The sequence below is a fragment of the Stenotrophomonas sp. GD03819 genome (assembly GCF_029841665.1).
GTDB lineage: Bacteria > Pseudomonadota > Gammaproteobacteria > Xanthomonadales > Xanthomonadaceae > Stenotrophomonas > Stenotrophomonas geniculata.
In genome coordinates this window covers 1-24,662 of sequence record NZ_JAOCEW010000022.1, presented here as the reverse complement: position 1 = coordinate 24,662, position 24,662 = coordinate 1, and the positions used below count along the sequence as shown (strand labels likewise).

At 63.6% G+C, this 24,662-nt stretch carries 26 protein-coding genes; 4 read left to right on the top strand and 22 right to left on the bottom strand.

The window, feature by feature from the left end:
• Nucleotides 1-5 precede the first annotated feature (5 nt).
• From N5D45_RS14195 to N5D45_RS14175, 5 genes are all read right to left on the bottom strand, one after another.
• Nucleotides 6-581 (bottom strand): BREX protein BrxB domain-containing protein, encoded by a 576-nt coding sequence (locus tag N5D45_RS14195; protein WP_004146420.1) that lies wholly within the window; start codon nucleotides 579-581, stop codon nucleotides 6-8.
• The gene (locus N5D45_RS14190) at nucleotides 562-1,350 is read right to left on the bottom strand and encodes a BrxA family protein (protein ID WP_062607783.1); all 789 of its coding nucleotides are present in this window, start codon (nucleotides 1,348-1,350) and stop codon (nucleotides 562-564) included. Before N5D45_RS14190 ends, N5D45_RS14195 begins: the two co-directional genes overlap by 20 nt.
• 2 nt (nucleotides 1,351-1,352) lie before the next feature.
• On the bottom strand, nucleotides 1,353-1,853 hold the full coding sequence (locus N5D45_RS14185; protein WP_231098242.1) for a BrxE family protein: 501 nt from the start codon (nucleotides 1,851-1,853) through the stop codon (nucleotides 1,353-1,355).
• Between the two features lie 62 nt (nucleotides 1,854-1,915).
• Entirely contained in the window at nucleotides 1,916-2,830 is a 915-nt protein-coding gene (locus tag N5D45_RS14180; protein WP_062607686.1) for a WYL domain-containing protein, read from the bottom strand.
• 552 nt (nucleotides 2,831-3,382) lie between these two features.
• Nucleotides 3,383-4,597 carry an integrase arm-type DNA-binding domain-containing protein gene (locus tag N5D45_RS14175; RefSeq protein ID WP_099490581.1) on the bottom strand — a complete coding sequence of 405 codons (1,215 nt, stop codon included), beginning with the start codon at nucleotides 4,595-4,597 and terminating at the stop codon, nucleotides 3,383-3,385.
• 359 nt (nucleotides 4,598-4,956) lie between these two features.
• On the opposite strand from N5D45_RS14175, the gene N5D45_RS14170 reads away from it, so the two are divergent.
• Entirely contained in the window at nucleotides 4,957-6,288 is a 1,332-nt protein-coding gene (locus N5D45_RS14170; protein WP_279939164.1) for a hypothetical protein, read from the top strand.
• Between the two features lie 336 nt (nucleotides 6,289-6,624).
• Here the strand turns inward: N5D45_RS14170 and N5D45_RS14165 are convergent, their stop codons facing one another.
• Nucleotides 6,625-7,638, bottom strand: coding sequence for a hypothetical protein (locus N5D45_RS14165; RefSeq protein WP_279939163.1), 1,014 nt, complete (start codon nucleotides 7,636-7,638; stop codon nucleotides 6,625-6,627).
• Nucleotides 7,639-7,925: 287 nt separating this feature from the next.
• Between N5D45_RS14165 and umuD the strand changes: the two genes are divergently transcribed.
• Nucleotides 7,926-8,408: a translesion error-prone DNA polymerase V autoproteolytic subunit gene (umuD, locus tag N5D45_RS14160; RefSeq protein WP_279939161.1), complete on the top strand. Its 483-nt coding sequence runs from the start codon at nucleotides 7,926-7,928 to the stop codon at nucleotides 8,406-8,408.
• Entirely contained in the window at nucleotides 8,392-9,642 is a 1,251-nt protein-coding gene (locus N5D45_RS14155; protein ID WP_279939159.1) for a Y-family DNA polymerase, read from the top strand. The genes umuD and N5D45_RS14155 overlap by 17 nt, the downstream gene beginning before the upstream one ends.
• Before the next feature lie 69 nt (nucleotides 9,643-9,711).
• Here N5D45_RS14155 and N5D45_RS14150 read toward each other — a convergent pair whose 3' ends face one another.
• Nucleotides 9,712-10,140: a hypothetical protein gene (locus N5D45_RS14150; protein WP_279939158.1), complete on the bottom strand. Its 429-nt coding sequence runs from the start codon at nucleotides 10,138-10,140 to the stop codon at nucleotides 9,712-9,714.
• 522 nt (nucleotides 10,141-10,662) lie between these two features.
• On the opposite strand from N5D45_RS14150, the gene N5D45_RS14145 reads away from it, so the two are divergent.
• A complete protein-coding gene (locus N5D45_RS14145; RefSeq protein ID WP_279939206.1) occupies nucleotides 10,663-11,328 on the top strand; it encodes an SOS response-associated peptidase in 666 nt (221 codons plus the stop codon).
• 29 nt (nucleotides 11,329-11,357) lie between these two features.
• On the opposite strand, the gene N5D45_RS14140 is transcribed toward N5D45_RS14145, so the two are convergent.
• From N5D45_RS14140 to N5D45_RS14070, 15 genes are all read right to left on the bottom strand, one after another.
• Nucleotides 11,358-12,212: a hypothetical protein gene (locus N5D45_RS14140; protein WP_279939157.1), complete on the bottom strand. Its 855-nt coding sequence runs from the start codon at nucleotides 12,210-12,212 to the stop codon at nucleotides 11,358-11,360.
• A 2-nt stretch (nucleotides 12,213-12,214) separates the two neighbouring features.
• Nucleotides 12,215-14,092 (bottom strand): GDSL-type esterase/lipase family protein, encoded by a 1,878-nt coding sequence (locus N5D45_RS14135; RefSeq protein WP_279939155.1) that lies wholly within the window; start codon nucleotides 14,090-14,092, stop codon nucleotides 12,215-12,217.
• A gap of 12 nt (nucleotides 14,093-14,104) precedes the next feature.
• Nucleotides 14,105-14,491, bottom strand: a complete 387-nt coding sequence (locus tag N5D45_RS14130; RefSeq protein ID WP_279939154.1) for a hypothetical protein — start codon at nucleotides 14,489-14,491, stop codon at nucleotides 14,105-14,107.
• Nucleotides 14,488-15,138, bottom strand: a complete 651-nt coding sequence (locus N5D45_RS14125) for a hypothetical protein (protein WP_279939153.1) — start codon at nucleotides 15,136-15,138, stop codon at nucleotides 14,488-14,490. Before N5D45_RS14125 ends, N5D45_RS14130 begins: the two co-directional genes overlap by 4 nt.
• On the bottom strand, nucleotides 15,138-17,660 hold the full coding sequence (locus tag N5D45_RS14120) for a phage tail protein (RefSeq protein ID WP_279939152.1): 2,523 nt from the start codon (nucleotides 17,658-17,660) through the stop codon (nucleotides 15,138-15,140). The genes N5D45_RS14125 and N5D45_RS14120 overlap by 1 nt, the downstream gene beginning before the upstream one ends.
• A complete protein-coding gene (locus N5D45_RS14115) occupies nucleotides 17,653-17,982 on the bottom strand; it encodes an NlpC/P60 family protein (RefSeq protein ID WP_279939151.1) in 330 nt (109 codons plus the stop codon). The genes N5D45_RS14120 and N5D45_RS14115 overlap by 8 nt, the downstream gene beginning before the upstream one ends.
• Nucleotides 17,979-18,458, bottom strand: coding sequence for a DUF1833 family protein (locus N5D45_RS14110; protein WP_279939150.1), 480 nt, complete (start codon nucleotides 18,456-18,458; stop codon nucleotides 17,979-17,981). The genes N5D45_RS14115 and N5D45_RS14110 overlap by 4 nt, the downstream gene beginning before the upstream one ends.
• A complete protein-coding gene (locus N5D45_RS14105; RefSeq protein ID WP_279939149.1) occupies nucleotides 18,458-18,874 on the bottom strand; it encodes a hypothetical protein in 417 nt (138 codons plus the stop codon). The genes N5D45_RS14110 and N5D45_RS14105 overlap by 1 nt, the downstream gene beginning before the upstream one ends.
• Nucleotides 18,867-21,662 (bottom strand): phage tail tape measure protein, encoded by a 2,796-nt coding sequence (locus N5D45_RS14100; RefSeq protein ID WP_279939148.1) that lies wholly within the window; start codon nucleotides 21,660-21,662, stop codon nucleotides 18,867-18,869. The genes N5D45_RS14105 and N5D45_RS14100 overlap by 8 nt, the downstream gene beginning before the upstream one ends.
• Nucleotides 21,655-21,861: a hypothetical protein gene (locus N5D45_RS14095; protein WP_279939147.1), complete on the bottom strand. Its 207-nt coding sequence runs from the start codon at nucleotides 21,859-21,861 to the stop codon at nucleotides 21,655-21,657. The genes N5D45_RS14100 and N5D45_RS14095 overlap by 8 nt, the downstream gene beginning before the upstream one ends.
• Nucleotides 21,862-21,890: 29 nt before the next feature.
• Nucleotides 21,891-22,361 carry a hypothetical protein gene (locus N5D45_RS14090; protein ID WP_279939146.1) on the bottom strand — a complete coding sequence of 157 codons (471 nt, stop codon included), beginning with the start codon at nucleotides 22,359-22,361 and terminating at the stop codon, nucleotides 21,891-21,893.
• Between the two features lie 3 nt (nucleotides 22,362-22,364).
• A complete protein-coding gene (locus N5D45_RS14085; protein WP_279939144.1) occupies nucleotides 22,365-23,120 on the bottom strand; it encodes a hypothetical protein in 756 nt (251 codons plus the stop codon).
• 36 nt (nucleotides 23,121-23,156) lie between these two features.
• Nucleotides 23,157-23,612, bottom strand: coding sequence for a hypothetical protein (locus N5D45_RS14080; RefSeq protein ID WP_279939143.1), 456 nt, complete (start codon nucleotides 23,610-23,612; stop codon nucleotides 23,157-23,159).
• Complete coding sequence (locus N5D45_RS14075) at nucleotides 23,605-23,919, bottom strand: hypothetical protein (RefSeq protein ID WP_279939142.1); 315 nt, start codon at nucleotides 23,917-23,919, stop codon at nucleotides 23,605-23,607. Before N5D45_RS14075 ends, N5D45_RS14080 begins: the two co-directional genes overlap by 8 nt.
• 14 nt (nucleotides 23,920-23,933) lie before the next feature.
• Nucleotides 23,934-24,662, bottom strand: a 729-nt coding sequence (locus tag N5D45_RS14070; protein WP_279939141.1) for a hypothetical protein, incomplete at its 5' end; no start/stop codon positions are given.

Here is a 24,662-nt window from a genome sequence, read left to right as displayed (position 1 = left end):
TCTGTTCAGCCGCCGACGTGAACGGAGCGGTAATTGCCGTCTTCCGGGTAGAAGCCGAGAAACTTCAGGCGTGTCTTGCCGGTTCGCACGCCGGGGTACAGAAAAATCGTCGGCACGTGAAACTTGCCCTGGAGCTGGCTTTCGATGGCGCCGATGCGCATAAACGGATGCAGTGCCTCAAGATCCGTTACCAACAGCAGCGCGTTCTGCTGGCCTTCGAGCGGCTGCAGGGCATCCTCCAGCCGCTTCAGCAGGCCGTTATCCGCCGTCAGGATGTCCGCCAGCGCCTTGTTGGTACGTGGCCAATCCAAGGGCGCTGACTTGTCCTCCATCACGCACAGCGACCAGAACGGGTCGTCTTTCAGTAGGGCCCAGATCTGTTCAGCGATGGAGAACGTGTGCACATCCCAGCCTTCCTGGTGCAGCTTGGCCACCCAAGCGGGCGTTTGCCGCTTCACCTCGAGGATTTGTTCTGGCGGGAAGACGAGGTAATAGATCGGTTCGAAGCTCGCATGACCGAGCTCACGCCCGTGGCGGATGCGCTCGCGCAACTCGTCGAAATCAGCTTTGAGTGAGGACATCGCAGAGCGCCTCCATGTCTTGTTGTTTCCAGCTGATGCGAATCACGTCGCCAGCAGCCTGGACGATGAGCAACCCCTTCAGCGAGAGCCGTTTGATTTCCTCCAGCACGTCTTCGCGCGCCAGGCCAAACAGCTGCCAGTCTTCGTGGGTCAGCAGAGCGTTGTCACCGACGCCGGAAAAGTGCAGTTCGTAGGCCAAGTAAGCGGCCACGGCTGGCGAAATACGGAACGGCAGGATGCGACGGCTTGAGCGCAGTCCACGTTCGAGCATTCCGTAGTCGGCGCAGCATCCGGTCAGATAGGCGGAGACACGCCGCACAGTGGTTTCCGACCAGCGTTTGATGGTCTTGCCGTCATCGATGCCGCGCTCGACAAAGGTCCGCGCGTCGTCATTGGTGATCAGGGTATATCCACCGGCGTACCGAGCCCAGTAAACGTGGCGCACGAAGTCGCCAAGGATCGGGTTGGCCCGACTCGTAAAAACGAGCATGAGCTGCGTCAGGTCAGCCGTGGATATCGTTGCGGACAGCCGCTTGAGATGTGCTGCTGGTGCACCACCTGCCACGAGATAGCGTGGAGCGAAGCATTCGACGACGATGTTGCGAAGTCGGCGCGCGGTAACGGTGGGGAATCGACCCGATTCCAGTGCGACCTGATGCAACTGGTTCGCCGACATGCCAGGCGACCACAGGTCGAGCAGCGTCTTGGTTTCGTTGACGAGCCCAAGGCCTGCTTGCAACTGAGTCGTGTAGGGCGTGTTGTCGGCCACGATCACCCCACCAGATACGGATAAGTTCTGGCGTTCTGTGTGAACGCCGATAGATAGGCCGCAGCGATAGCCTTCAGTGTGTCGGTGGAATCGAGATCCTTGATGCCCCCGACCGCCGTTGGACCCACGCTGGAAGTGCCGCCCGTGGCAGCCAATCGCTTCAACGCATCAAGCGCAGCCTCTTTGCTTTGTGGCGCCTGGCTGGCGAGTTCTTCTCCCACGCTACTTTGCACGGTCGCGTGCAGGTCTTGCTCGACCTCTTCGGGCAACCTGAACAGGTGGTAGCTACCCACGCTCAAATGCTCGTCGTGCAATCGTCTGGCTGCTTCCAGCACACCGTGGTACTGAGCGAGGCGAGACGTTTTCGAGAAGACCGGCTCCAGGAAGAGCTTGCTTGATGCCTCATAGAACGCCGTTGGCCACCAGGCGTACTGAGCACGCTCGCCAAGGAAGCCGACAAGCATCCTCATCTGCAGCAATGTCGGTAAGTAGGATTCTTTCATCTCAATTCTCGTCATTCGTTTGTTCTACCGACGCGACCGGCGCCGGCAGTGGTAGCCATTGTTCAGTCACATTCCGCTCCTGCTCGGGCCGCATCCAAGGGCGCATACCCTGGTGCCAGCACGGCGTTCTTGACGCCGTACAAGGCCAAGTGGTCCTTCAGCCATAGTCTGTACTCCGGCCCACGAAGGCTGTGGTCTGCGGAGCAGTCGACGCTCCACTTGCGCAGGATGTAGCCGGCAGTCGCTGCCCGAAGCTTCATCTTCACCATGCCGCCAGTCATGCCGTAATCCATCTCCGCGATCTCGGGACGCGGTTGATTGGGGTGCGGCACCAACTCCAGTTCCACGATCCTGGTCCACTGGATGTCCTGATCACTCATCTCGTGGGGCGCCACTAGCTGCGCCTTAAGCGCCACGGGGCACTTGATCCGGTTAATGACGAAATCCCGGAATTCCTGCGATTTGCGGTCGAAGGCGCGGACGAGCCAGCGCAAGCCGTTGTCGATCAACGCGAACGGGACGATCTCCCGCTCGGTGCGACCACTGGAGATGGAGTGGTACTCGATGCCGAGCGGACACGCCTGGTGAATCGCCCGAGTCACGCTCGCCAGCACATCCAGATCCATATGCGTGAGCCGTGACGGGCTCTCGCTGGCCACCCACGCCTTGAGCCGCATCGGCTCGCCATCGCCAAAACTCCGGGTCAGCCACGACAGGACCCGCTCCGGAGGGAAGTCGAAGATGGGGTGAAAGTCCGGCCCCAGGACGTAGGATTTACCCCGAGTGTCGTAGTCGATGTTGCCCGGGGCCAACTCCTTGTACAGCGCCAGATCCCTGGATGCGGCGGCGGACTGGATGCCAAACCGCGTGACCAAGTCCTGACGACGTATCTCCCCGATGAAGCGCACGCGCAACTCCACGAACGCGAGCCGGTCGCGTTGTGGCTGGGTTAGATCTGCAAGCTGTTCGTTCGACATCCGTGCGTTACCGGGAAAGATCACTCATCCGGGTCAGTAATTCCTTGTACGAGTTCTAGGGGAAAGCCTGCGGTCTGCCGGCAACCACCCAAACACTACCATCATGATCACACAAGGGCTGCATTTTGATAACCACCCCAGTTCGAGGCAGCCCATCCACCTGCAGATCTCTGCAGAGCGGCCATCAGGATGCTACGGCACCAAGATCAACACCATAGCCAGCTGCTGCCGATGGCCCTGATCGCAACTGGGAGTCGCAAGCCTGTCTGAAAACCAATGCGCTGATTCAAGACGCTTTGCCGCACCGATCCAGCGCACTCGTATGCCGTCGACATATGTGCCGAGAGGGCCATGCCCTGCCCGTCTACTCCCATCGCATGCACTGCTCTAACCAGAGGGGCCGATGCGCGCCACTTGCAGGCGCCCCGATGTCCAAAATGGTCCAGCCGCAGCCAGCTGCCTGCGGCATACCGGATGGCATACCAGTCAGCCCAGATATGAAAAAAGCCATTGATATCAATGGCTTTTTTCAAGCACCTGACGAACTAGCGGTTATGCGCGCTTAGCGAGAAACGGGGAAACCTTGGGCTGTTCTTCGCGCAGGCGATCCAGATAGTCCGACCAAGCCTGCATCATCTTCCGACGCTCGGGCAGATGGGTGGCACGGTTGTAGGCCCGACCGAGGGGATCCTTTACGGCATGCGCCAACTGATGCTCGATGTAGTCAGGGCGATACCCAAGCACCTCATCCAGTACGGTTCGCGCCATCGCACGAAATCCATGCCCAACCATGGTGTCCGAATCAAAGCCCAGGTTGCGCAAGGCCGCATTGAGCGTGTTCTCACTCATTGGCTTATGGGCAGTACGGACACTAGGGAAGACGAACTCACTGCGCTTGGTGTAGGGGTAGAGGCCCTGCAAGACATCCACCGCCTGTCTGGAAAGCGGGACGATGTGCGAAGTCTTTGTCTTACTGGTCACATACCGCCACTCGGCAGCCACAAGATCGATGTCAGCCCATTTGGCCTGCCGCAGCTCTCCTGGGCGCACGAACAGCATTGGAGCCAGCTTGAGGGCAGCCTGCGTCACAAAGGCCCCCTGGTAGCCCCAGAGAGCGCGCAAGAGCTCACCGATTGCAGCAGGCTCGGTCACACTGGCGAAGTGCTTGGTCTTTGGTTGCTCCAACGCACCTGTGAGGTCCTGTGCGGGATTTCGATCAGCTCGCCCCGTGGCAATGGCATAGCGGAAGATCCTGCCGGCATGCGCCCTTGCCCTGTGTGCCGTCTCAACGACCCCTCGCTGTTCAAGCTTCCTAAGCGCCGCCAAAAGGATGGGCGCACTAACGTCACCGATAGGCAAGTCAGCCAGACCTGCCAGGTCCTTCTCGATCAACCTTCGCTCCCGCAAGACAGATCCAGGAGACAGCCCTTCCTTCGTCCGCTTGGCCAATAGCTCAAGGCCAATGGCACTGAAAGTGTTGGCAGACCGCTCCCCCTGCACTGCTCTCTCGATCCTGGCCATCTGTGCGGGGTTTGCACCGCTGCGCAACTGAGTACGTAGACGATCCCGCTCGGCTCGGGCAGCCTGCAGGGGCATCGAAGGGTACTCACCTAGAGTGACGATGCTTGCCTTGCCCAGGTGGCGGTAGCGGTAACGCCAGACCTTAGCGCCTGATGGACGAACTTCGATGCACAAGCCATTGGCGTCAGCCACCCTGAAGGGACTTTCCCTGGGCTTGAGTGCGCGCAACTTGGTGTCAGTCAGCATGTGAGTCAAGATCCTGTGAGTCACCCAGGGCCACACAGCCCGATGACACACACACTGACTCACTTTTTTAGTGGATGCAACCGGATGACGACAGACACAGGCGGACATCCTACCGTCGTGAAAGCCAAGATATACGTGGATAAATAGACTCTTTCGGACACTCGCGGATGTCTATGTGGTGGGCCCACCAGGATTCGAACCTGGAACCAAGGGATTATGAGGCCTCTACAGGGCTTCCACGACCTTCCATGAGCGGCCCCGTTTTAAGCTAAGTGGTTGATTTTCTCAGGATGTGAGACCACCTGTGCCCATCATCGTCCACCACTTTCCACGGACAAACGGTCACCGAGCGGTCACCAATGGGCGCGATGAAGGGAATGCTTACAGCGAAGGGACTGGCCGCCTTGCCGGTCGGCGAATGGGCCTCCGATCCGGCCCCGCGTGGCACCGGCTGTCTGGACGTGCGCAAGCTGGCTGGTGGGCACCTGCGGTTCTACTACCGGTACACGAAGGCCAACGGGCAACGCGACCGCCTGCTGATCGGCACGGGCTTGGCACTGACGGCAGCGCGCGAGGCAGCGGCGGAATTGTCCCGCCGGTACCAGGCCGGCGAGCGGGATCTGCGCGACTCGATGACCGCCGAAGCTGCGGCAGCGGAGCGCGCGAAGGAAGAGGCGCTGGCCGAATCGATGCGCCGATCAGGCGCCACTCTCGGTGCCCTGATGCTGGCCTATGCCCAGAGCCTGAAGGACGCCGGAAAGGTGTCTGCCGACGCCACCCGAGCGTCCATCAAGCGCCACATCGAGAAGCCGTGGCCAGCCCTGTGGGCGCGCCCAGCATCCGAGCTGGAACTGGACGACCTGATCCCGATCCTGTCGCGCCTGGTGCGCGGCAAGAAGATGCGCGAGGGTGGCAAGGTCAGGTCGTACCTTCGCGCAGCCTACGCGGCAGCGATCGCGGCAAAACAGGACGCCGCCGCCCCTGACGCGCTGCGTGCGCTCAACGTGTCCAGGAACCCAGCGCGCGACTTGGCCACGCTCGACAGCGGGCAGCCGCGCGACCGGGTTCTTTCGGTCGCGGAGCTTCGGGCCTACTGGCGCAGGATCGAGGTTATCCCCGGGCGACCCGGCGCGCTCCTGCGCTTCCACCTGCTGACCGGCGGCCAACGCATCGCTCAGATGATCCGGCTGCAATGGTCAGATCACGACCACGACGCCGACACCGATACCGGCTCCGTCCGCCTGCTCGACATCAAGGGCCGGCGGCGCCTGCCGCGCGTGCACCTGGTGCCGCTGCTCCCCCGCATGGCCACGGATCTCGAAACGTTACGCGGCGACGGTGAAGGTCCGCACCTGTTCTCGCTTACCGCCGGTAAGAAGGCGGCCAGCTATGACGAGTTCCGGGGCATCATGGACCCGGTAGTGGCCAGCATGGTTGCCGCTGGGGAACTGGCATCGCCGTTCACGCCAGGCGACCTGCGCCGCACAGTGGAAACGCGGCTCGCGGCGCTGGGCCTGTCCGAGGAAGTTCGTGGCCACCTGCAGTCCCACGGCCTGAGCGGTGTCCAGAAGCGGCACTACAACTTCTTCGAGTACGACGCGGAGAAGCGCGCTGCCGTTGAGGCGCTGCTTGAACTGCTCACCGGCGCGGGCGCCACCGTGCTGCAGATCCGCAAGGGCTCGGGCCGCTAGAACGGCAGGTCATCCGGCAGGTCCAAGCCTGCCAGACGGCTGGCGGCGCGCTGATGCCCACTGGCCGCCTGCCGGAGCCGTTGTGCGCTACGCTGCCGGCGCGCTCGGGACCGCCAGCTCCCCGAGGTATCCCGTTCGAGATCCGATGCCTGCTGCAGCTTGGCCGCAGCCTGGGCCTCCAGTGATGCCTGACTACTTCCACGATAGGTCATCATCAGAGCTTGGCACCACGCTGTCGCGCAGAACGCGACGGTCCAACAACCTCCCCCACTCAACCGCCAGCGGGCAGAAAAAAGGGCCCCGGAGGGGCCCTTATTCGGTCATCGACCGTGGATACTACTCAGCACCAGGCTCTGATGCGTCGGCTGGCACACCACTTCCCGCCTGCGCTCCATTGCGTCCTGGGCGAACTCGAACGCGCGTACCACCTGCCCCTGGATTCCCGGCGTCCACTGGCTCTCCACGGCTCGGTTCGGAGCTTGGGGCTGCGCTTGGGTCTGCGTCTGCAGCTGGAATGTCGGATTCATGGGACGTACCTTCGTGGGAATTGGGAAGAACCGGGAAATCGATGAATCGGGGTTGCTGGTGCTCGCTGGGGTATTGCAACATCCCCCAAGCAAACTGAACGAGAGCGTTTTCCGCAGCGGTCAGCGGGGACACCCTCTTGAAGAGGTTCGAAGCTTCTTTTCGGTCAATGACGAAGCTATGAGACGGGTAGTCATTGATCAGTGATTTTAAGGCGTCATCCTTAAGGTTCTGCGAATAGCTATCCAGCCGCCCGCCGTACTCAAAGGCGATTCGAGTAGCACGCTGGAGCTCTCCGAGCCGCAGGGGATCCACCTGGTTCAGGAGCGGCGCAGCCATGGCAGCACCAATGTGGGCAGCCATTTCCGCAGCCAGCTTGGTCGATAGCCCCATCCGCCTGGCTTCGCCCAGCATCTGGTGGTACCCCCACCGCACATGCTGTCCTACGACACCAAGGGCTTCTGTGATGTCCAGCCCAGAACTGCGCTCCTGCAGCTCGGTTCCCTTGAACACCTGGACGTCGAGAGGGCCCAACTCGCCCCGGTCGCCAATACCGAGCTCATTGGCAGCAATCGCGATCAAGGTGCCGGCACTCTTGCACCAGCTCGGGACTGCTACCCGGAGCCCATCCTTGTAATGATGACGGAGACAGCGAGCGATGCGGTATCCACCGTCCGGGTCGCCACCGAAGGTGCTCAGAACGACAGTAGCCCGCGGCTTGAGCGGCCGGCTCGCAAGCAAGTCGCTGAGCTGTGAGTGCAGCTCCCGCGTGATCGGGCTTGCGATAACAATGTAGTCGCGCCCCGGATCTTCGCCCGAAAGCATGTCCAAAACCTCTGCGTACGTTGACACCCTTCCCCCTATGAACGCCGTCCTGGCCGGCGAATCTTACACCGCGTTCCACACTTTCCAGATATCCCCCCCGTCTCACGCCCTGAGAAATTCTGAACGAGATTCCATCCATTAAGGATTGGGAGGCCTCCACTAGAGGTCATGCAACTGGCGTGCCACGCGGGAAGCGCCAAATTTATGCCTCACCTCCACGAGTTAGTAATTGTACTAATATGCGTGCCGTCTCGACTCGTGAGACAAGCCGCTCCCAGAGTACGCCTATGCAGTCCCTCCCCCTTCCCCACACCTTGGCGCAGCCCATCGGCCCGGCGCTGATCGACGGCCCGGCGCAGTTCGTGCCCCTGGCAGCAGCGCGCGCGCGGCTGGGCTTCCCGTCGCCAGCCGACGACTTCATGGATGAAGCGATCGACCTGCACCGCCTGCTGGTGCGCAACCCGGCCGCCACGTTCCTGTACCGGGCCGATGGCTGGTCCATGAGCGGCGCCGGCGTCAGCGATGGGGACATCTTGGTGGTGGACCGGTCGGTCACGCCACTGGCCGGGGATCTGGTCATTGCCATCTGGGATGGGAACCAGCCTACGTGCAAGGTGCTGCAGCTGTTCGAGAGCCACATGGAGCTGCATTCGGCCAACCCAGACTTCCCGCCGATCGTGCTCGAGCAGCCCACCGAGGTGGAGGTGTTCGCCGTTGTGGGCGTGGTTCGCCAAGTGAAGCGCCGAGGCCCGTATGTTCGGGCTCGTTGACGGGAACAACTTCTACGCCAGCTGCGAGCGCGTGTTCCAGCCGGCGCTGCGCGGCGTGCCGCTGGTGGTGCTGAGCAACAACGATGGCTGCGCGATCGCGCGATCGGCCGAGGCCAAGGCCCTGGGCATCAAGATGGGCCAGCCGGCCCATGAGCTGAAGCACCTGGTGCGTCGCCACGGTTTGCAGATGCGCTCGGCCAACTTCGGCCTGTACGGCGACATGAGCGCCCGCGTCGTGGCCATCTTGCGAGAAGCCGCGCCGCGGGTGGAGGTCTACAGCATCGATGAGAGCTTCATCGATCTGGAGGGTGTGCGGGACCGCGAGCGGTTCGCCCGGGATCTGCGGCAACGTGTGCACCGATGGACCGGCATTCCCAACTGCATCGGCATCGGGCCCACGAAGACGCTGGCCAAGCTGGCCAACAAGGTGGCCAAGAGCGCCGACGGCGTGATCGACCTCGGGGACGCAGACTACCGGAACTCGGTGCTGCGCACCTTCCCGGTTGGGGATTTGTGGGGCGTTGGCCGCCGGCTGGCACCGCGGCTGGAAGCCATGGGCATCAGCACCGCGGCCGCTCTACGCGATGCGCCGGCGGACGACATCCTGGCCACCTTCGGGGTGACGCTCGCGCGCACCCAACGCGAGCTGCAGGGGCACCCCTGCATGGAGCTGGAAGAGGTGGAGCCGGACCGGCAGCAGATCATGGTCAGCCGATCGTTCGCTGACCGAGTCGAGGATCACGAAGCCGTTGCCCAAGCGCTGGCCACCTTCGCCGTGCGCGCCTGCGAGAAGCTGCGTGCCCGGGGCCTGGTCACCGCCGGTGTGTGGGTGTTCGCCCATTCCGACGCGTTCCGGCCGGAGCTGCGGCAGCACAACGCCAGCAGGACCGTGGGCCTGCCCGCGTCGACCGCAGACACCACCGTGGTGCTGGGCGTCGTGCGCAAGCTACTGCGCGGGCTGCTCCGCGACGGCATTGGATACAAGAAGGCCGGCGTGGCGCTGCTCGACTTGGCCCGGCCGGATGAGCTGCAGGCGGATCTGTTCGGGCCGACGGTGGTTGGCAACGAGAGGCTGATGGCCACCATGGACCGAATCAACCAGAAGTTCGGGCGCGGCACGGCCGGCCTTGGCGCATCGGGTTGGCAGGCGCGGCCAGCGTGGGGCATGCGGCAGCACATGCTCTCGCCGAACTACACGACCTCCGTGCACGAGATCCCGCCGGCGCGATGCTGATGCACGGGCGGCAGGCACTCGTCTGGGTTCAAGCCTACGGCCGCCAGAAGGCGGCCGCAGGGGTGTGGATCAGGCCGGGTCGTCCAGGTGATCCAGCACGCTCTCCTTCCACTTCAGCTGCTGCACGTCCGTGCCAGCGAGCTGCTTCTTGTGGACCTGCAGCAGCACGCTGAAGGCCTTTCCGGCCTCAGTCGGGCACCACTGGCCATCGCGCTTCTCCTGAAGGCCATGATCCTTCAGCAGGCGGTTGAAGCGCTGAGCTGAGATGCCGAGCCGACGTCCCAGCTCGGTAGGCGTGAAGAACCGGACCCCATCCGCGAAGATGGCTACCGGCGCCGCCAGCAGCCATTCCTCCGGCAGATCATGGGACGCCGAATTGCTGACGATGGTTGCTATGCCTACAGGTGCCTGAAAGGCAGAGTCGGCGGCGTGAAGGGAAGCGCGTTTCACGGCCTTACCTGCCGTGAATACAGCGTTTTTACCGATGTAATTGCTCATTTGTTCATTGCTCGAGTTGAGCAGAATGTGAACTTGAGCCGGTTGACGTTCGCCAGCAAAACGCTATGATCGCCAACAGCAATTAGTCATTGCCTAATTTAGGAAATGCCTGAATTGCTCTCTGTGAATCGTTGGTAGCGATTCGTAGAGCAGCCGCGGTGCACAACTGCGGTTCTGGTAATAAGCGGCTCGAGGGATTCTTTCCAGGGAACCTCGGGCCGTTTTCTTTTTGCCACCCCCAGCTCTTGCAATTGGTGCGCTTGCGTGTCTGGAGGCGACGGCCAAAAGATAGTGGGGGTGATGGGGGCCGTCAACGCCAAATGTAGTGAAATTTGGTAATCCCTTGCAGCGCAAGGGTCATGCAATCGGCGCCGCGACTAGGCGGTCTTGACCTGCTTGTAAAGGCTGCGCAGTCAAGCCCGAGAAAGTTCATTTTTGCCGGCAAAGCTTGAGTGAGCCTCGTTCGCGGGTTCCAGACCCCGTGCACACCGGACCCACATGGCCTCGAGTTACGATCAAGCCATGTGCGGCCGCTTCGTCCAGCTCCCCGTTATCGACTTCGGCCTGCCCGACCTGGCGGACCTCGCCCCGGGCTTTGCCGAGATCCAGCCCAGTTTCAACCTGGCCCCTACCCAGCGCGCCGCAATCATTCTCGACCGCGGCGAAGGTCGGCAGGTCACCCGGATGGCCTGGGGCCTCCTGCCCTTCTGGGCCAAGGCGAAGGGCCTGCAGGGTTCAACCATCAACGCACGCATCGAGACAGTGGCCACCAAACCGGCCTTCCGCACCGCGTTCAAGAAGCGCCGCTGCGTGGTCCCCATGGCCGGCTACTACGAGTGGTCGGAAAACCCGGAGGACGGCGGAAAAGACCCGTGGTTCATCTACGCAGGCGGGCCGCTGCTGGCGGCCGGCCTGTGGGAAGACGCCAGCCCGCTCCTGCCCGATGGAAACTTGGGCACCTTCACCATCATCACCGGCGACAGCAGCGGCGTGTCGGCGGACATCCACGATCGCATGCCTGTGTGGCTGCAGGCCGGCCAGATCGATGACTGGATGGCCGCAAGCTCCGAAGATGCCATGGCCCTGCTTCTGGCCAGCGAGCCCCCGGCCATGGAGGCCTATCGCGTCGATCGCGCAGTCAATACGCCGCGTAACAACACAGAGCGGCTATTGCAGCCGCTCGGTTGATCAGATCTTATTCTTCCCGGCGCCAGTGTCTATCGGAACGCGCTGCCAGAGATGCTTCGAGCGTAGTCCTCATCCAACACCGCCGCAGCATCGCGCTGGCTCACATCGAGGTTCTCGAACATCCCTCGATAGATGATGTGGCTAGTTGTCTTGGCAGTACTCGACGAAATTGAAGCGCGGCCGAACAAGATCTGGTTGTCGGCCAGGTTCGCGGTGTTGTTAGCACCTCTCGCGACCGTCTTCGACACGCTCTTCGTCGCGCTACGGATTCGGCCGAAAAACCCATCTGCTGTGCGCCAAGCGGCAATCTGCGCAACCTCACCCAGCGGCACTTCCGCAGGGTTGAACGTGATTTGAGCGAAGTTCTGACCAACTGCAGTCTGGCGCCGGATCCAGATCTGCGGACCTGCAGTCGTCGCGACGAACGCCATCTGGAGCAGCTGCTCTTCCGTAGCCTGCGCCTGGAACGCGGCATCGCCCACGAAAATGTGCATCGGCCCATTGCCTTCCAGCCACTCGGCGAGCGTGGGCACCTTGACGTAGGCACAGAGCAGGAAGTTCTGGTTGCTCCCCAGCGAAGCCAGGGGATTGCCAGGCATGACCACGCCGTTGGGTGACGCGTTCACCCCATGGAAGTCCAACCCCTTCCCGTCGTAGCCAATCGCAGCTCCGGTACTGACAGCTACTCGACCATACGCGCCACCGATCGCGAGATCGTTGACCAGATCACCGTTGCTCGGGGGCCCTTGGCGCGGGAAGCACCACCGATTGGACAGGTCGAACACATGCGCGCCGCCGTTCGCACCGTACAGAAAATCGTCGCGCTCCAGCAGCGGCAAAGATTCGTCCGATGAAAGCACATCAGTCGTGATTACAAGCGTCATTGCTATTGGCTCCAGGCGGTAAGACGCAGCATGATTTCTGAAAGGATGCAGCCGCCGCGCTCGGTCAGGTGATGCGGATCAGCCAGGTTGATGTAGTTGCGGGCACTGCCGTCATAGGCCGCCGTGGTTTCGCCGTAGAACGGCTGGAGATCCACGTGGACACAGCGCTTCGCCGCAGCGACCTTGCGAAGCTCGTAGGCCTGTTGCTTCTGAGTCACCGTAGCGGTGCCGAGATTCTGCGGCGGGGAAACCAACGCAATGTCCGCCCAAGGCGATGCTGACCGAATACGATCAATCAGCGTAGCTGCGTAATCCGCGTAGGCCGCGGCGGAGTAGTTGTAGGCGTCGTTCGGACCGAACAGGACCACCACCAGGTTTGAGCCCAGCGGCGAGAAGCCTGCGGCCCACTGCGCAAGGTCCTGGGATACCCACTCGGAGAGCCGAGACCCGCCTGCACCGAGCTTGTTGATTCTGACGCCCAGAGCCGCAGTGTCCCTCACGTCGAATCCATAAATCGTGCAGTTCCCCGACACCACTTCGACGTTCATCGCCCACACCCCTGCAGGCGGCGTTCCCAACTGCACATACTGGGTGCCAACACCGTCTAAGTTGATCGTCGTCCACGAACCAGAATCGTACCTGTATCGCATCACGCCGCCGGTGCCGCCGAGGTAGCACATGCGCACGCTATCGCCCTTGCCACCGGTGATTGTGAACCGCTCCAGAGCAGCGCTGGATGTCGCGGAAACAAGGCCAGGCCCGGGCGTTGTGCGGTTCGCAATGACCCATCCGACTGTGCGGCTCAGTGTCCCGGCGAGGGTGTCAGGACCGCCCCGCTCGACCGGCATGAAACCCACGCCGGCATTCCCGAACTGAGCCTTGAGCTGCAGGCTGTATCGCTCCAGCCAGTAGCTCCGGTTGTCACCCCATGAATCAGTGATCGTGGAGATGACCAATTGGCTTCCCGCGATGCCAGCACGCAGCGCCTGGACAAGGCGCCTGGTCTCGCTCAGGGTATGCCCGTTGTAGATCGGATCTGCAGGAAGTCCGTCAGCCCGAATAGTCGGACTCAGACGGTCCGAAAGGCTTGCGGTGGTGCCACGGGCCTGAGCCACTTCAGCAGGCGTATCGCTGCCCTGCCCCTTCCCATAGTTGACGACCGTGCCGTCGGCGAGCACTCGCCGCACCACGCGGCCGTTTCGCGTCCGAACGATCTCGAGATCATCCCCGAACTCGTCGGTCATCTCGATAGAGCCGGCCCCCAGCGGCAACCTCCCGTCTACCGACAGGGCCAGTTTGACATCCAGTGCACCGTCACTTCCGCGGAAACGACCCAGACGGCGGCGCCGACTCGGATCTGCAGCATCAGGAACCGCGAACGTGAGGTAGTCCCCGGTCTGATAGCTCTGGTCAAAGATGTCCAGAACGCCAGTGGCCACGACCTCATCCAAGTCGGCCTTGTTTGCCTTCGAGGCCAGGGTGTTCGCGGAAAGGAACTCCCACCCGGTGGCAGATGTATTGCGCCGAACAAACCTGCCCGCATTAGGCACGATCTGATTTCCCGGCTTGATCGGATCAACGTGAGATCCAGCGTCATTCTCGGGTGAAATCTCAGCAGCAGATCCAACCGGAGCGCTGAGACCGGGTTCAGATGTGATCAGTCGCGACCACGATGATTCCGCGATCGCCCCAACCTGCTGGCCATCTCTCAGTGCATCCAATTCGCTGCGAACGAGATCAGATGGCGGCATGTCCGCAATTTTGAAGTTGGACAGCGCCCGGCTCGGGCTCGACACACCAACGACGGTGTCTAGCCGACCTGGTGCACGAAGGGGCAAATCTGCACCTGGAACAATATCGCGGCCATCAAGTGTGCTCATAGGCTTCCCCCTTTACAGAACCGCGGACGCATCTACCGCCCCGGTGTTGATGTTGGCCAGCTGCAGCGCCTGGCGAATGCTCACGTCCAGCAGAACCTGCGCAGACCAGGCAACCAGCTCCGGCGGCTCGCCCAGCAGGGCCAGCAGGACGTCCCTGGCCACCTCATCAGCCTTGCCCGGCCTCGGATCGGTGTGCTGGAACTCCCGTGCGATCGGCAACCCATCAGCGCCGACCACGGGCGCTCCCTCGGCGGTCACGGCGCGCGCCTGACCACGGAACAGGATCTGTCCGCCGAGCAGCGTGCGCGTGCACACCACAGCCACCAGCTCTCCGGTATCCAACTCGACCGCCGTCTCGCCCTCGGCGACCGGCAAGCCCTCTCTCTTCACATAGCTCATAGCGGAACTTCCTCAAACGCAGGATTTCTGGAACCGCCACTGCCGCCGCCGCCACCGATTCCGCCGCCACCGCTGCCAGAGGAACCTGCGGCCGGGAAGGTGATCTGGAGGGAGCTGATTGCCACGTTGCCGTTGGCGTTGGCTGTCTCCACGATGTTCGTGGTCAGCATCAACTGCCGGCTGCCACCGGCCAGCTGCGGATCGACGTAGTAGAGGTACACGGTGACTTTCTGCCCGGCAGTGCCGGTCAGGGTGGCGCTGCTGGCGGCGTAGGAGACCTGGACAGAACCGATGATCAACGTTCCGGCCGTCACGCTGATGGTGGCCACCGAGGCGCCTGCAGCGTCGCTGGAGGCGGCAAAGGTCACCGATGTGGTCATGTCCCACATCGACTGCTGATTGCCGATGTTCGGCAGCGCCGCAGCGCCCACCCGGTTGGTATCCGGCACGTCGACCGCGACATCTACCCAGGCCGATGCGCGGCCGTTGGTGCCGACCGAGCGCATCTGCAGTTCGTAGGGCGTGCCGCGCTGCAGCTCGCGCACAACAAACACCGCACCCGCCACCTGGCTGCGGTACTGCCAGGCAGCGTCAGGGGCGCCGACCGCGCGGAAGCGCAGTTCGTACGAGGCGATTGGAACCGACATTACAGCGCCTCCGTCACTGTGGCGTAGCCATGCCGCGGCGCTGTGCCGATGCGGACCACTGCGGTGGGAATGCCCGCGTCGTCCACCTCATCGTTGACCGGCGACGACACCGCGACGGTCACCTGCGGCACCGCCGGCAGGCCATAGTTGCGGCCACTCACCTCGCTGATGATCTCCGCCGGCGGGTTCTTCCAGTAGGGATCAACACGGGCGTCGTAAGCCACGGCGGTGAAGGACGCCGACAGGTCTTCCGAATACCTCACCCCGGTGATGATCAGCGTGGTCATCTCGACCCCACGCTCGCCCAGCACCACCCGATCGCCGGCGGCCGTACCGGCCGGCCTGCTCTCCAGATAGAACGTGTCGGTGAAGGCGCTGTGCGGCCTGCAGTTCACCTTGCGCTTGCCGCCGTTCGCTGTGCGCGTCTGGATCCCGTACAGCTTGGCCGGATCGCTGTAGATCTCCGTGTCGAGCTTCAGGGTGGCGCCATCGACCCCGTCGGGGGTTCCGGTGGTCAAACTGACCACTCGCCCCCAGCCCGTGCCCCACTCGGCCACGTCGTGGGCAACGTCCACCACATCCCCTCGGACGATGCCCAGCCCGGAGATGTCGGTGGTGAAGCTGTAGACGGTGTTGCGGTAGAGGCCCTGCGCCAAGTGATACCGCGCCAGGCGCCACGCCTGCTGCGGCAGCATGGCCTGCTCCAGCTGGAACGTCTCGAACAGCGTTGCAGCCGGCTCGGTCGAGGCCTGGCCACGAGCATCGAGGCCGCGGTAGCTGTAACCATCTTGGACAACAATGATCTCGTCATCCTGCCAGTCCGCCTGCGGATTCTTGAACTGCACCCGCAGCGCGTGGGGCACCTTGATGAACTGCCGGGTGGCGCTGAATTCCTTGATGTCCAAGGGGGACAGCTCCGCCGTCGCTTCGCTGACGTTCCGGTCGAACACCACGCAGTAGCGCCCGTCCCGGTTGCCGATGTCGCCGAGGGCGGTTCCCAGCACCTTGCTCAGCAGGTCCCGCGCGGTCAGCTGGGCATCCACCACCATTCGGCACTCCAGCTCGTTGGCATCGCAGAACGCAGCGAAGTCGGCGAAGGAGTTGAGGTCGATGCGCGACGCCGGCACGTGCTCGGCCAGCGCCGGGCTCTGTGTCATCAGCCAGTAGGCCACCCACGCCGGATTGCGCGACATCTCATTCGCCCAGCTGTTCGAGCTGCGTCGGTATACCGGGATGTGTGGCTGGGCCAGCACACTGAACGACTGCAGCGTCCCCGAAAGCTGGTCGGTGCCCTTCACCCGCACGTTGAGCTTCAGGGTGCCGGTCGTGCTGGGGTTGGTGTAGCGGATGCTGCGGAAGGAGGTCCAGATCGCCCCGTCTGCCCACGTCCGGTTGGTCTGGTTCTTCCGCGCCACCCGCGTGACCCGCACTTCGTACTGGCCAGTGGCTACGTCCCAGGCGATGCCGGAGGCAAAGGGGTCGCGGGTCTGGTCCCAGGTGAGGAACAGACCCGGGCCCGGTGCCGTGGTCGGGTACTCGCTCGCCCCCGGCGTCCAGCTGCTGACCAGCTTCGACAGCCGCGGTGTCGGTGGCGGCAGCCAGGCAGTCGTGCCTACCGCACGGTACTCCACCCGCCACAGCACCCACATGGGCCAGCCCTTGTCCAGCGAGTCGCCGAACACCTTCAGGCCGTTGGAGAACAGCAGGTCCAGGCTGATGGCGTCCACCCCGGGAGCGGTGGTGCGCGTGACCTGGTCGCCCTCGCTGTTCATCGTCGCGCTGACGGCCTGCTCATCAATGTCGTTGGTATAGAGCTTGGCCGGCGCCGAGCCCGGCCAGTTCAGCTCCCACCAGAACGCGTTGAAGCTCTCCACCGGGGTGTCACCGATGCGCATGTCGGACACGGTGATGACGCCGAATCCCAGATCGAACATGCAGCACTGGTAGGCGGTGTAGCCGACCACGTCGGTATAGGGCATGGCCGCATGGGGCGGGAACAGGCGGTGCTCACCCAGCACCAGCGGAATGACCCCGTACGGGTTGATCTGGTTGGAGTTGCCGGTCAGCGCGTTCCACGCCTTCTGCGCCTCAGATCCGCCGCCGGCGGCGGTCGGTACAGAGACGAGCGAGTTCACCGCCAGCGACGCGGCGAGGGTGATACCGGATGCGATCGCGTTGCCGGCGGCAGCGCTCCAACCTGCGCCCTTTGCCAGCGCGGCACCCCAGCCTGGTGCGAAGTACGCCACAACGATCATCGCCACAGCAGCCAGGATCTGCCGCGCACCGCCCTTGGCAAGGCCCTGCCGCAGCACATCGACACGCACGCCGGCTTTGGGCTTCAGCCGTGCCCACGCCTCGCGCGGCACCTGGTATCCACCCACGCGCACCACGATGTCGGCGGAGATCTCCGCGCCGCCGGCGGCGGCCTTGAGCATCTGCAGCAGCGTCTGCCCGGGCTGGGCGTAGACCACGCCTGGCGCATCGAACTCGTGCCCCCGCAGGTGCAGCGGAACATCATTCATCTTTCTTCCCCATGTATCGATAGAAGCCACCGATGCGCGCCTCCCACATAGGGGAGCCAAGACGCTCAATGCGACTGGTGCGGCCCAGCTCCACGTGCAGGAAATCGCCGCTGCCCATGCACACGCCGACGTGCCACGGCCTGCCTGCGCTGTTAAACACGACCACGTCGAAGCGCTCCGGCATCTCGACCTCGGCCCAGCCAGTGGCATCGGCCGGTGCCGACACATCGGGCATGGGGATGCCCTGCTCGGCCAGCACCATGCGGGCGAACTCCCGGCAGAACTTGTCGCCCTTGTACGGGATGCCGATCCACTTCCTCATACGAACAGCCCGGGTGAATTGGACGGCGTGTAGGTCTGTGCGGGCACGCCTTGGTTGAGGAAGTCTTCCTGGTAGCCGATCTGCACACCCAGCTCCATGATGTCGAAGTCCACCTGCAGCACGGAGAAGTTGAACGGCCCCATCTCCACCACGCTGGGCTGGCTCGCCAGCACGGCTTCCAGCCGCACCTGCGGGCGCGGCCCCTGCAGCGCCTTGATTTGCCTGGTGATGTCGCGATCAACGTTGTCGATGCGCAGAGAGACGTTCGGCGTCGCGTCGTCCGTGTCGTCAGGGAACGATGCTTCGAACGGGTACGGCTGCCAGACGGTACTTCCCCGTGCCACGGGCTCGGTGTTGTTGACGATCCGGATCGTCTCCAGATCCGGATGGGTGATGGTGAGAAGGCACAGCCAGGTTTCGGCCGTATCCTCCGCCAGAATCGATCTGGCGGCAGCGGCTGAGAGGACGCGTGGCATCAGGTTGTCGGCCAGTTGTTGGTGTCGTGGATGTCGAGCAGGAACTGCCCCTCAACGCTGGCGACGATCAGCAGGCTCAGTTCCGCCCGCCACATGTCCTGCCATTTGACGTAGCTCGGTCGCGCCGTGAACTTGTAGATAGCCCGGCTCTGCCCCGCGCCAGACCAGCGCCAGTCCCACCAGTAGAAAGGGAGCACACGGCGGGCGCTGATGTTGTAGAAGTCCAGCAACGTTTTCAGCTGCGCCGGCTCCAGGTAGAGCCGGCACTTGAACGCTTCGAGAGAGCTGGTCCGGACCGGGCGCGTCTTCGTCCCCGCCCCCATGGTTGATCGCATGACGTCCTCACCGTGCGGCGCGAACTCCAGGCTCTCGTTCTCCGGGTCTGGGATGCTCGATGGCATGTAGAGATCAACCACCTCGATTCCCCCTGTAGGTGAGCCCGTATCGGGTGCGGAAGTCGTTGTCGAACGATCCACCTCGAATCTCGCCACGCATCAGCTCGCGCAGGGAGGCCCGGATATCGAGGTCGCCGGAAGAACCAACCTCTGCCTGGACGCCATTGGAGTCGCTCTTCACACCGTCGATGTAGACGTTTACGTCTCCTCGAGCCATTGCCGCTGCAGCAGCGCGCGGCGAACCCACCACGCCACCATTCGCATACCCGCGCAGGCCAAGGCGCATCGCCTCCACGATTCCAACGCCACCCGCGCGCGCGATGTCGGCCTGTGACCAGACCACCTCGCCCGCATGCACGATGCCGCGCGGGTCGTGCTTGGCACCGTCGCCGGTGTATCCGCCGTCTGCCTTGCCGTTCCGCTGAAGGCGCTGGAACAGGTCGTTGTTGATGGACGAGGTGCCCTGGGTGACAGCGGAATTGCCGGCGGTGTTGATTGAGCTGGACTGCGCCGAGAAGGAGCCGCTGATCCAGTTGCCGATGCCCACGATTGCCTGCTTGATCTGGATCCGGGCCAGGTCGGCCAGCACCGACTTCGTCAGGTCCGAGAAGCTCAGCTTGCCGGTTTCGGTAAACCGCACCCAGGCATCCTCGAACCCACCGATGACGGTAGTGACCGTGTCGCCCATCTGCTGGGCGTAGTTCCCTGCTTCCTGCTGGTAGTTGGCCCATGCCGCGCTGGCGCCGGCCAACCAGTCGCCCTCTGCCAGGCGCAGATCCTCGTAGCCGTCCTTGATCAGCTGCAGGCGGTCGAGGGTCTTGGCCATCAATGTGGCCCGTTCAGCCTCAAACGTCTCCTGATCCACCTGGCCCGCATTCAACTGCAGCTGAAGCTCGCGGAGCTTGTCGGCCTGGTCTGCGTATGCGTCGTTGATGCGCTGCTGGATTTCGTACTCACGATCACCCATGCCCACTCGCTGGGCTTGGGTGGCGAGCTGACGCTGCAGCACCTGATTGCTCGCGTCCAGTGCGTTCGCGTAGGCGGCGATGACGTTGGTCCTCGCCCGCATCGCCGCCGCCTCTTCCGTCGAGAGAACCTGCAGCGCGCTGGCACCCTCAGTTCGAATCTTCGTCAGCCGCGCTTCGATCTCACCGATCTGGCGATTTACACCGATGGCTTCCTTGCCAGCGACAGACTGCCGTTGGAGGTAGGCCAGCTGCTGTTCCAGCGACTTTGCCTGTGCATCCGTGTTCCTTTGCACCAGTTCACGCATGCGGCTGTAGTACTCAGCCGCAGTAATCTCACGAGCCGAGAACTGTGCGCGCAGCAGCTGCGTGCTGGCGGTGATTTGGGCCTGTTCAGCCACCAGGTCGTCTTTGTAACCTTGCAGCCCAGCTGCGCGCGTTGCAGATCCAGTGCCGCCGCCAGTTTTCTTCTTCTCGGCATACTTCTTCTCGATAGCAGCGACAGCTGCAGCGCGCCGCTCCTCGATCTTCTTCACATCTTCGATCAAGCCAGCGGCTTCGGCCTGGCGTCGGACCTTCTCCGCCTCACCATTGATCCGAGAGATCTCGTCCTTCTTCTTCTGCTCTTTGCTCGCCTGAGACTCGGCGATGGCATCGGCACGCTGCAGGAAATCTACGCTTGCGTCCTCTGCGGCTTTCACCTCGGCGTCCTTACGCTCCTTGATCAGGTCGGTGGCCAGCGCCTTGATCTTGTCCGACCGGTCCTTGATCGACTTCTCCATAGCAGCCAGGGCGATGGGATTCCTCGCCAGCGGCAGGCCGCGCTGATCACCGGATGCCAGGGCGTTCAGCTTTGCCAGCTCGCGCTGATTCTCCGCCAGAAGGTGCTGCATCTGCGCCGCGGCCGGCCCGAGGCCAACGCTCGCCTGCATCGCGGACCATGCACGGGTGGCTTCCACCCACAGATCCTTGAAACCACTGATCACCGGGTTCTGGCTGGCACGAACCTTTGCCAGAGCCATCACCGTTTCATCGGAAGCAGCGCGGGTGATCACCGTCACCGCATCCTGGTTGCGGCCCTGCTCCTGCAACGCCTTGACCTGCTCGTACAGAGCCACGGTCATGAAGTTGACCTGCTCGTTGAGCTTCTCCGCGCCCTTGACCGGATCCTCTGCCAGCTTCGCGTAGAGGGCGATGGTATCTTCCAGCGCCTTCCCGCTGACCTCCCTCATGGCCACAGCCGCGTTGGCCACGGCCTGCAGGTTCTGCGCGGCGATCTTGCCGTTGGACCCGACCGCCTGCGCCGCTTCGGCGCCCGCACCGGCGGACACCTGCAGCGCATCACTGGTCTTCCTGGCCATATCGACCAGCGTCAGCGTCGTCGCTGCCGCCTCATTGCGAGACAGCACCAGGGCCTTCGTGTAGGCCTGCGCCTGCTGCTCTGCGTCGTACCACGCGAACACCACCAGGCCGACGGCCGCAGCGGCAACCGTGTATGGGTTGACCATGTCCAGCAGTGCCGTCGAGACGCCTTTCAGCGCCGGCGCCACGCCGCCAAAGCTGTCCTTGATCTGGCCGCCCTGCTGCACCAGCACGGTGAAGAACGGCATGCCGCCCTGCAGGCTGGTGAAGATGTCGGTGAACTGCGCAGGCAGCTGCCGCATCGCCTGCGCGGTCTGGCCGGCCGAGATACCCAGATCACTGATGTTGTTCTTCGTCGGCAGCGGGCGAGCAGCCTCGGTGCGCACCTCGCGCAGCTGGCGGGTGAGCAGGCCCAGGCCCTGCCGGATGTCGGCCAGGTCCGCACTGATACGGACGCGCAGATTCGCTGAAGGCTCAGCCATGGGTCATGGTTCCTTGTTTCTGCGGCGCAGGGGCCTTTCCGCTCAGTTCGGCCTGGTACGCCTGCCATTCGCTCTGGTCGGCCCACATCGCCGTTCGGATGGCGTTGGCTGTGTGTGCAAGGCGCGCACGCTCGCGCTCGCGCTCGTCGTGGGCTGCAGCGGCGGTGAAGCCCCTGATCTGCGCCAGGGTGTACGTCATGACCTCGGCCCGGCTGTGGCCGCGGGCGATCAGGTACTGGGCGAGGTCGGCGAGGCCGAGCTCTCTTCCGCCGGCGGCTTGGCCTGCATCAGCAGGTTCCGCAGGCGATGGGCGAAAAAATCCCGGTTCAGGCCCACCACGGCCGACAGCAGGTCCGCGATCTCGTCCAGGGTGCCGCCGCCGACCCATGCCGCCTTCAGGCTCAGCGCCTCATCCAAGCCCGCTCCCGGGATCCACTCCGATTCGGGACAGATGGCCACAGCCAGTGCCGAGGCAAGCTCGGCACTGTCCTGCTCCAGCAGGTCCAGCAGGATCGCGCCGGTTGCGCCGGCCGGCGCATCATCGACAGCGCCGACCATCATCGCCACGCGGCCGATGATGGTGCGGCTGGCCGTGATGAACGGGCCGATCTGCTGCAGGCGGAGGGGCGTTACACGCACGGCCTCGCCACGGAATGGCACCGTGATCGACGGCGGGGTAATCACGTCCAGATCCGCCATGGCTTACTTCTCCTGCTGCCAGTAGAAGTAGGCCGACTTGTCCGAGCCGGTGGCCTTAGCGGCGTCCTTCACGAGCTTGCCCGGCACGCTGCCGGCGCCGTACTCGTTGCCGATCAGGCCCATGCTCTCGATGACGCCGCCGGACACTTTGTGCGCCACCATGCGCACCAGCCTGCCGCCACGGGCCTCGTTGGCGCCGTAGAACTGCATCTCGTAGAACTCCTGCGGGTTGACAGCGGCCTCGACGTGGCCCAGGTCGGCGTTTTTGTAGGTCACCTTGACGTTGGGCGTTCCCGCCGACGACGGCGCTGCGATGACCGAATCGGCCGGGATGAAGAGCATGCCGCGCTCGAGGCGGTAGTCCTTGTCCTTCACGTACGTGGCGGTACCGGTGGCTGGCGTGACGCCGGTGATTTCGCTCGCCAAGCGCGACAGCGGCGAGAAGCGACCGGGCGTCGCCACCACGAGCTCGTCGGTGACGGTGCCAGCAGCGATGGTGGTGGCCTTGCCACGCGTTGCGCGCGCGAAGTTCTCGGGGTTGAAGTCGTGGAAGGTGTAGTTGAGGTTGTAGCCGGTGACGCGATCGACGCTGTTGGCCGTGCCGCCGCCCGGGTTCTGGCTGTCGGCCAGCTCGAGGGTGGTGGTCTGGGGCGCGACGGTGTAGGCGGAAACGTTGCCGACCTCGAGGAAGGGTTCGTTGCTATTCCACTTGCGAATCAGGACGATGCCGCTGCCCAGGTAGCTGTAATCTTCGGCCATGGTGGCTCTCCAGTTGGGTTGCCGCTGTGCGGCGGGTTATTTCTTGGGGATGTGGGACTGGTAGGTGAGCAGCACGCCCACCCAGCCGGCGCTGGCCTTCTCCGGCATCAGGGGCTCCATGCCGACGTACACCGGCACAGAGATGCCGTCAGGGAAGTTCCGGGCCACCTCGCGGTTGTCCAAGGCCGCCTCGATGTCGGTCACCAGGTCGTCCAGCGCCTGCTGGTACGCATCGGTGTTGGAGGGAACCTTGGCGATGACGCTGACCGTGGTCAGGCGGTGCGTTTGAACCTTCGACGGGCTCTCCGCCCGCTGCTGCTTCTCGATCACGGCCGTCAGCACGACTTGGGTGTCCTGGTCACCCGGTGCGGGTTCCAGCGTCCAGCCGGCGCCGGCGTTGGTCAGGTAGCCGTTGTCTGTACTGATCAGCTGCAGCGTCTTTCCCATGGCCAGCAGCAGCTGCTTCCGTGGGCTGGGGGTGCGGTCAGACATCGGCCACCTCCCACACCGCGGTCGACTCGTCGCCGCGGACCTTCTCCACCAGCTTCAGCTGTCGACCGGTGCCGTCGATGCGCACCACGCCGCCCGCGCGAGGGGTAACCTCGGCCAGCTGCAGCGTGACCTTGATGATTTTGGTCGCAACAGGTGCCACGTCGTCCGGTGTGAACGGCTCGACTGTCTCGTCAAGCAGCACCGTGCACGGCACTTCATCCGTGCTGGCCGATCCCTTGTAGTGGGCAGCATCGGCGACACCGGCTGCACGGAAGGCCCCGAACGCGGCTGCGTCGAAGGCCTGCATGAAAGCTCTCTGGTTCAAGGCAGCGGCCTCGCGGTCTCCATGGCCTTCTCCAGCTCGCGCTTCAGGAAGAACGGCATCAGCCGCTTCCAGGTGTCCTCGGCCATGCCGAAGATGTCGTAGCGCGGCGTGTAGGCGGCCGTGGTGGTGAAGATAAAGATGGATCGGACACCGGATCCGCGTCCGATCCGCTCATAGATGCCCGGGCGCAGCACGCCGCGGCGCTTGGTGATCACGAAGTACTCGCCATCACGGTTGTTGCGTTTGCCCCGCCGCCGCTTCCGGCTGACGCTGGTCTCGTTCTGGTAGCCGTCCCGCTGGGCGCCCAGCTGGGACAGGATCTTGGTGACCTGGCCGGCCGGCACGTTGCCGAACTGGTTTGCCTGGGCGCCGCGGCCCATCACCGCAAACTGCGTCGGCGACAGCAGACCTCGGCTCTGCAGCAACCGCTCGAACCCCTTCCGGCGACGCTGACCACCATCCACCTCGGCCAGCAGGTACTTGGCCGGCGGCGTGCCCTTGAAGGCCTCGTCGCGGATGAAGATCTCGGCGTACGGCTGGCCCTTGGTGGCCTTGCGGTACATGGCCGCGTTGACCGTGAGCGGCGTCGGGCGGTCGAACACCTTCGGTGCCTGGCGCTTCCAGCGCTCGCGGATCTCGTAGGCCACCTTGTTGGCGGCTTGCGCCGCGGCGTATGGAAGCTGGGACTGCTCCAGCTCGGTCAGCTGCCGCCCGAGCGCGTTGTC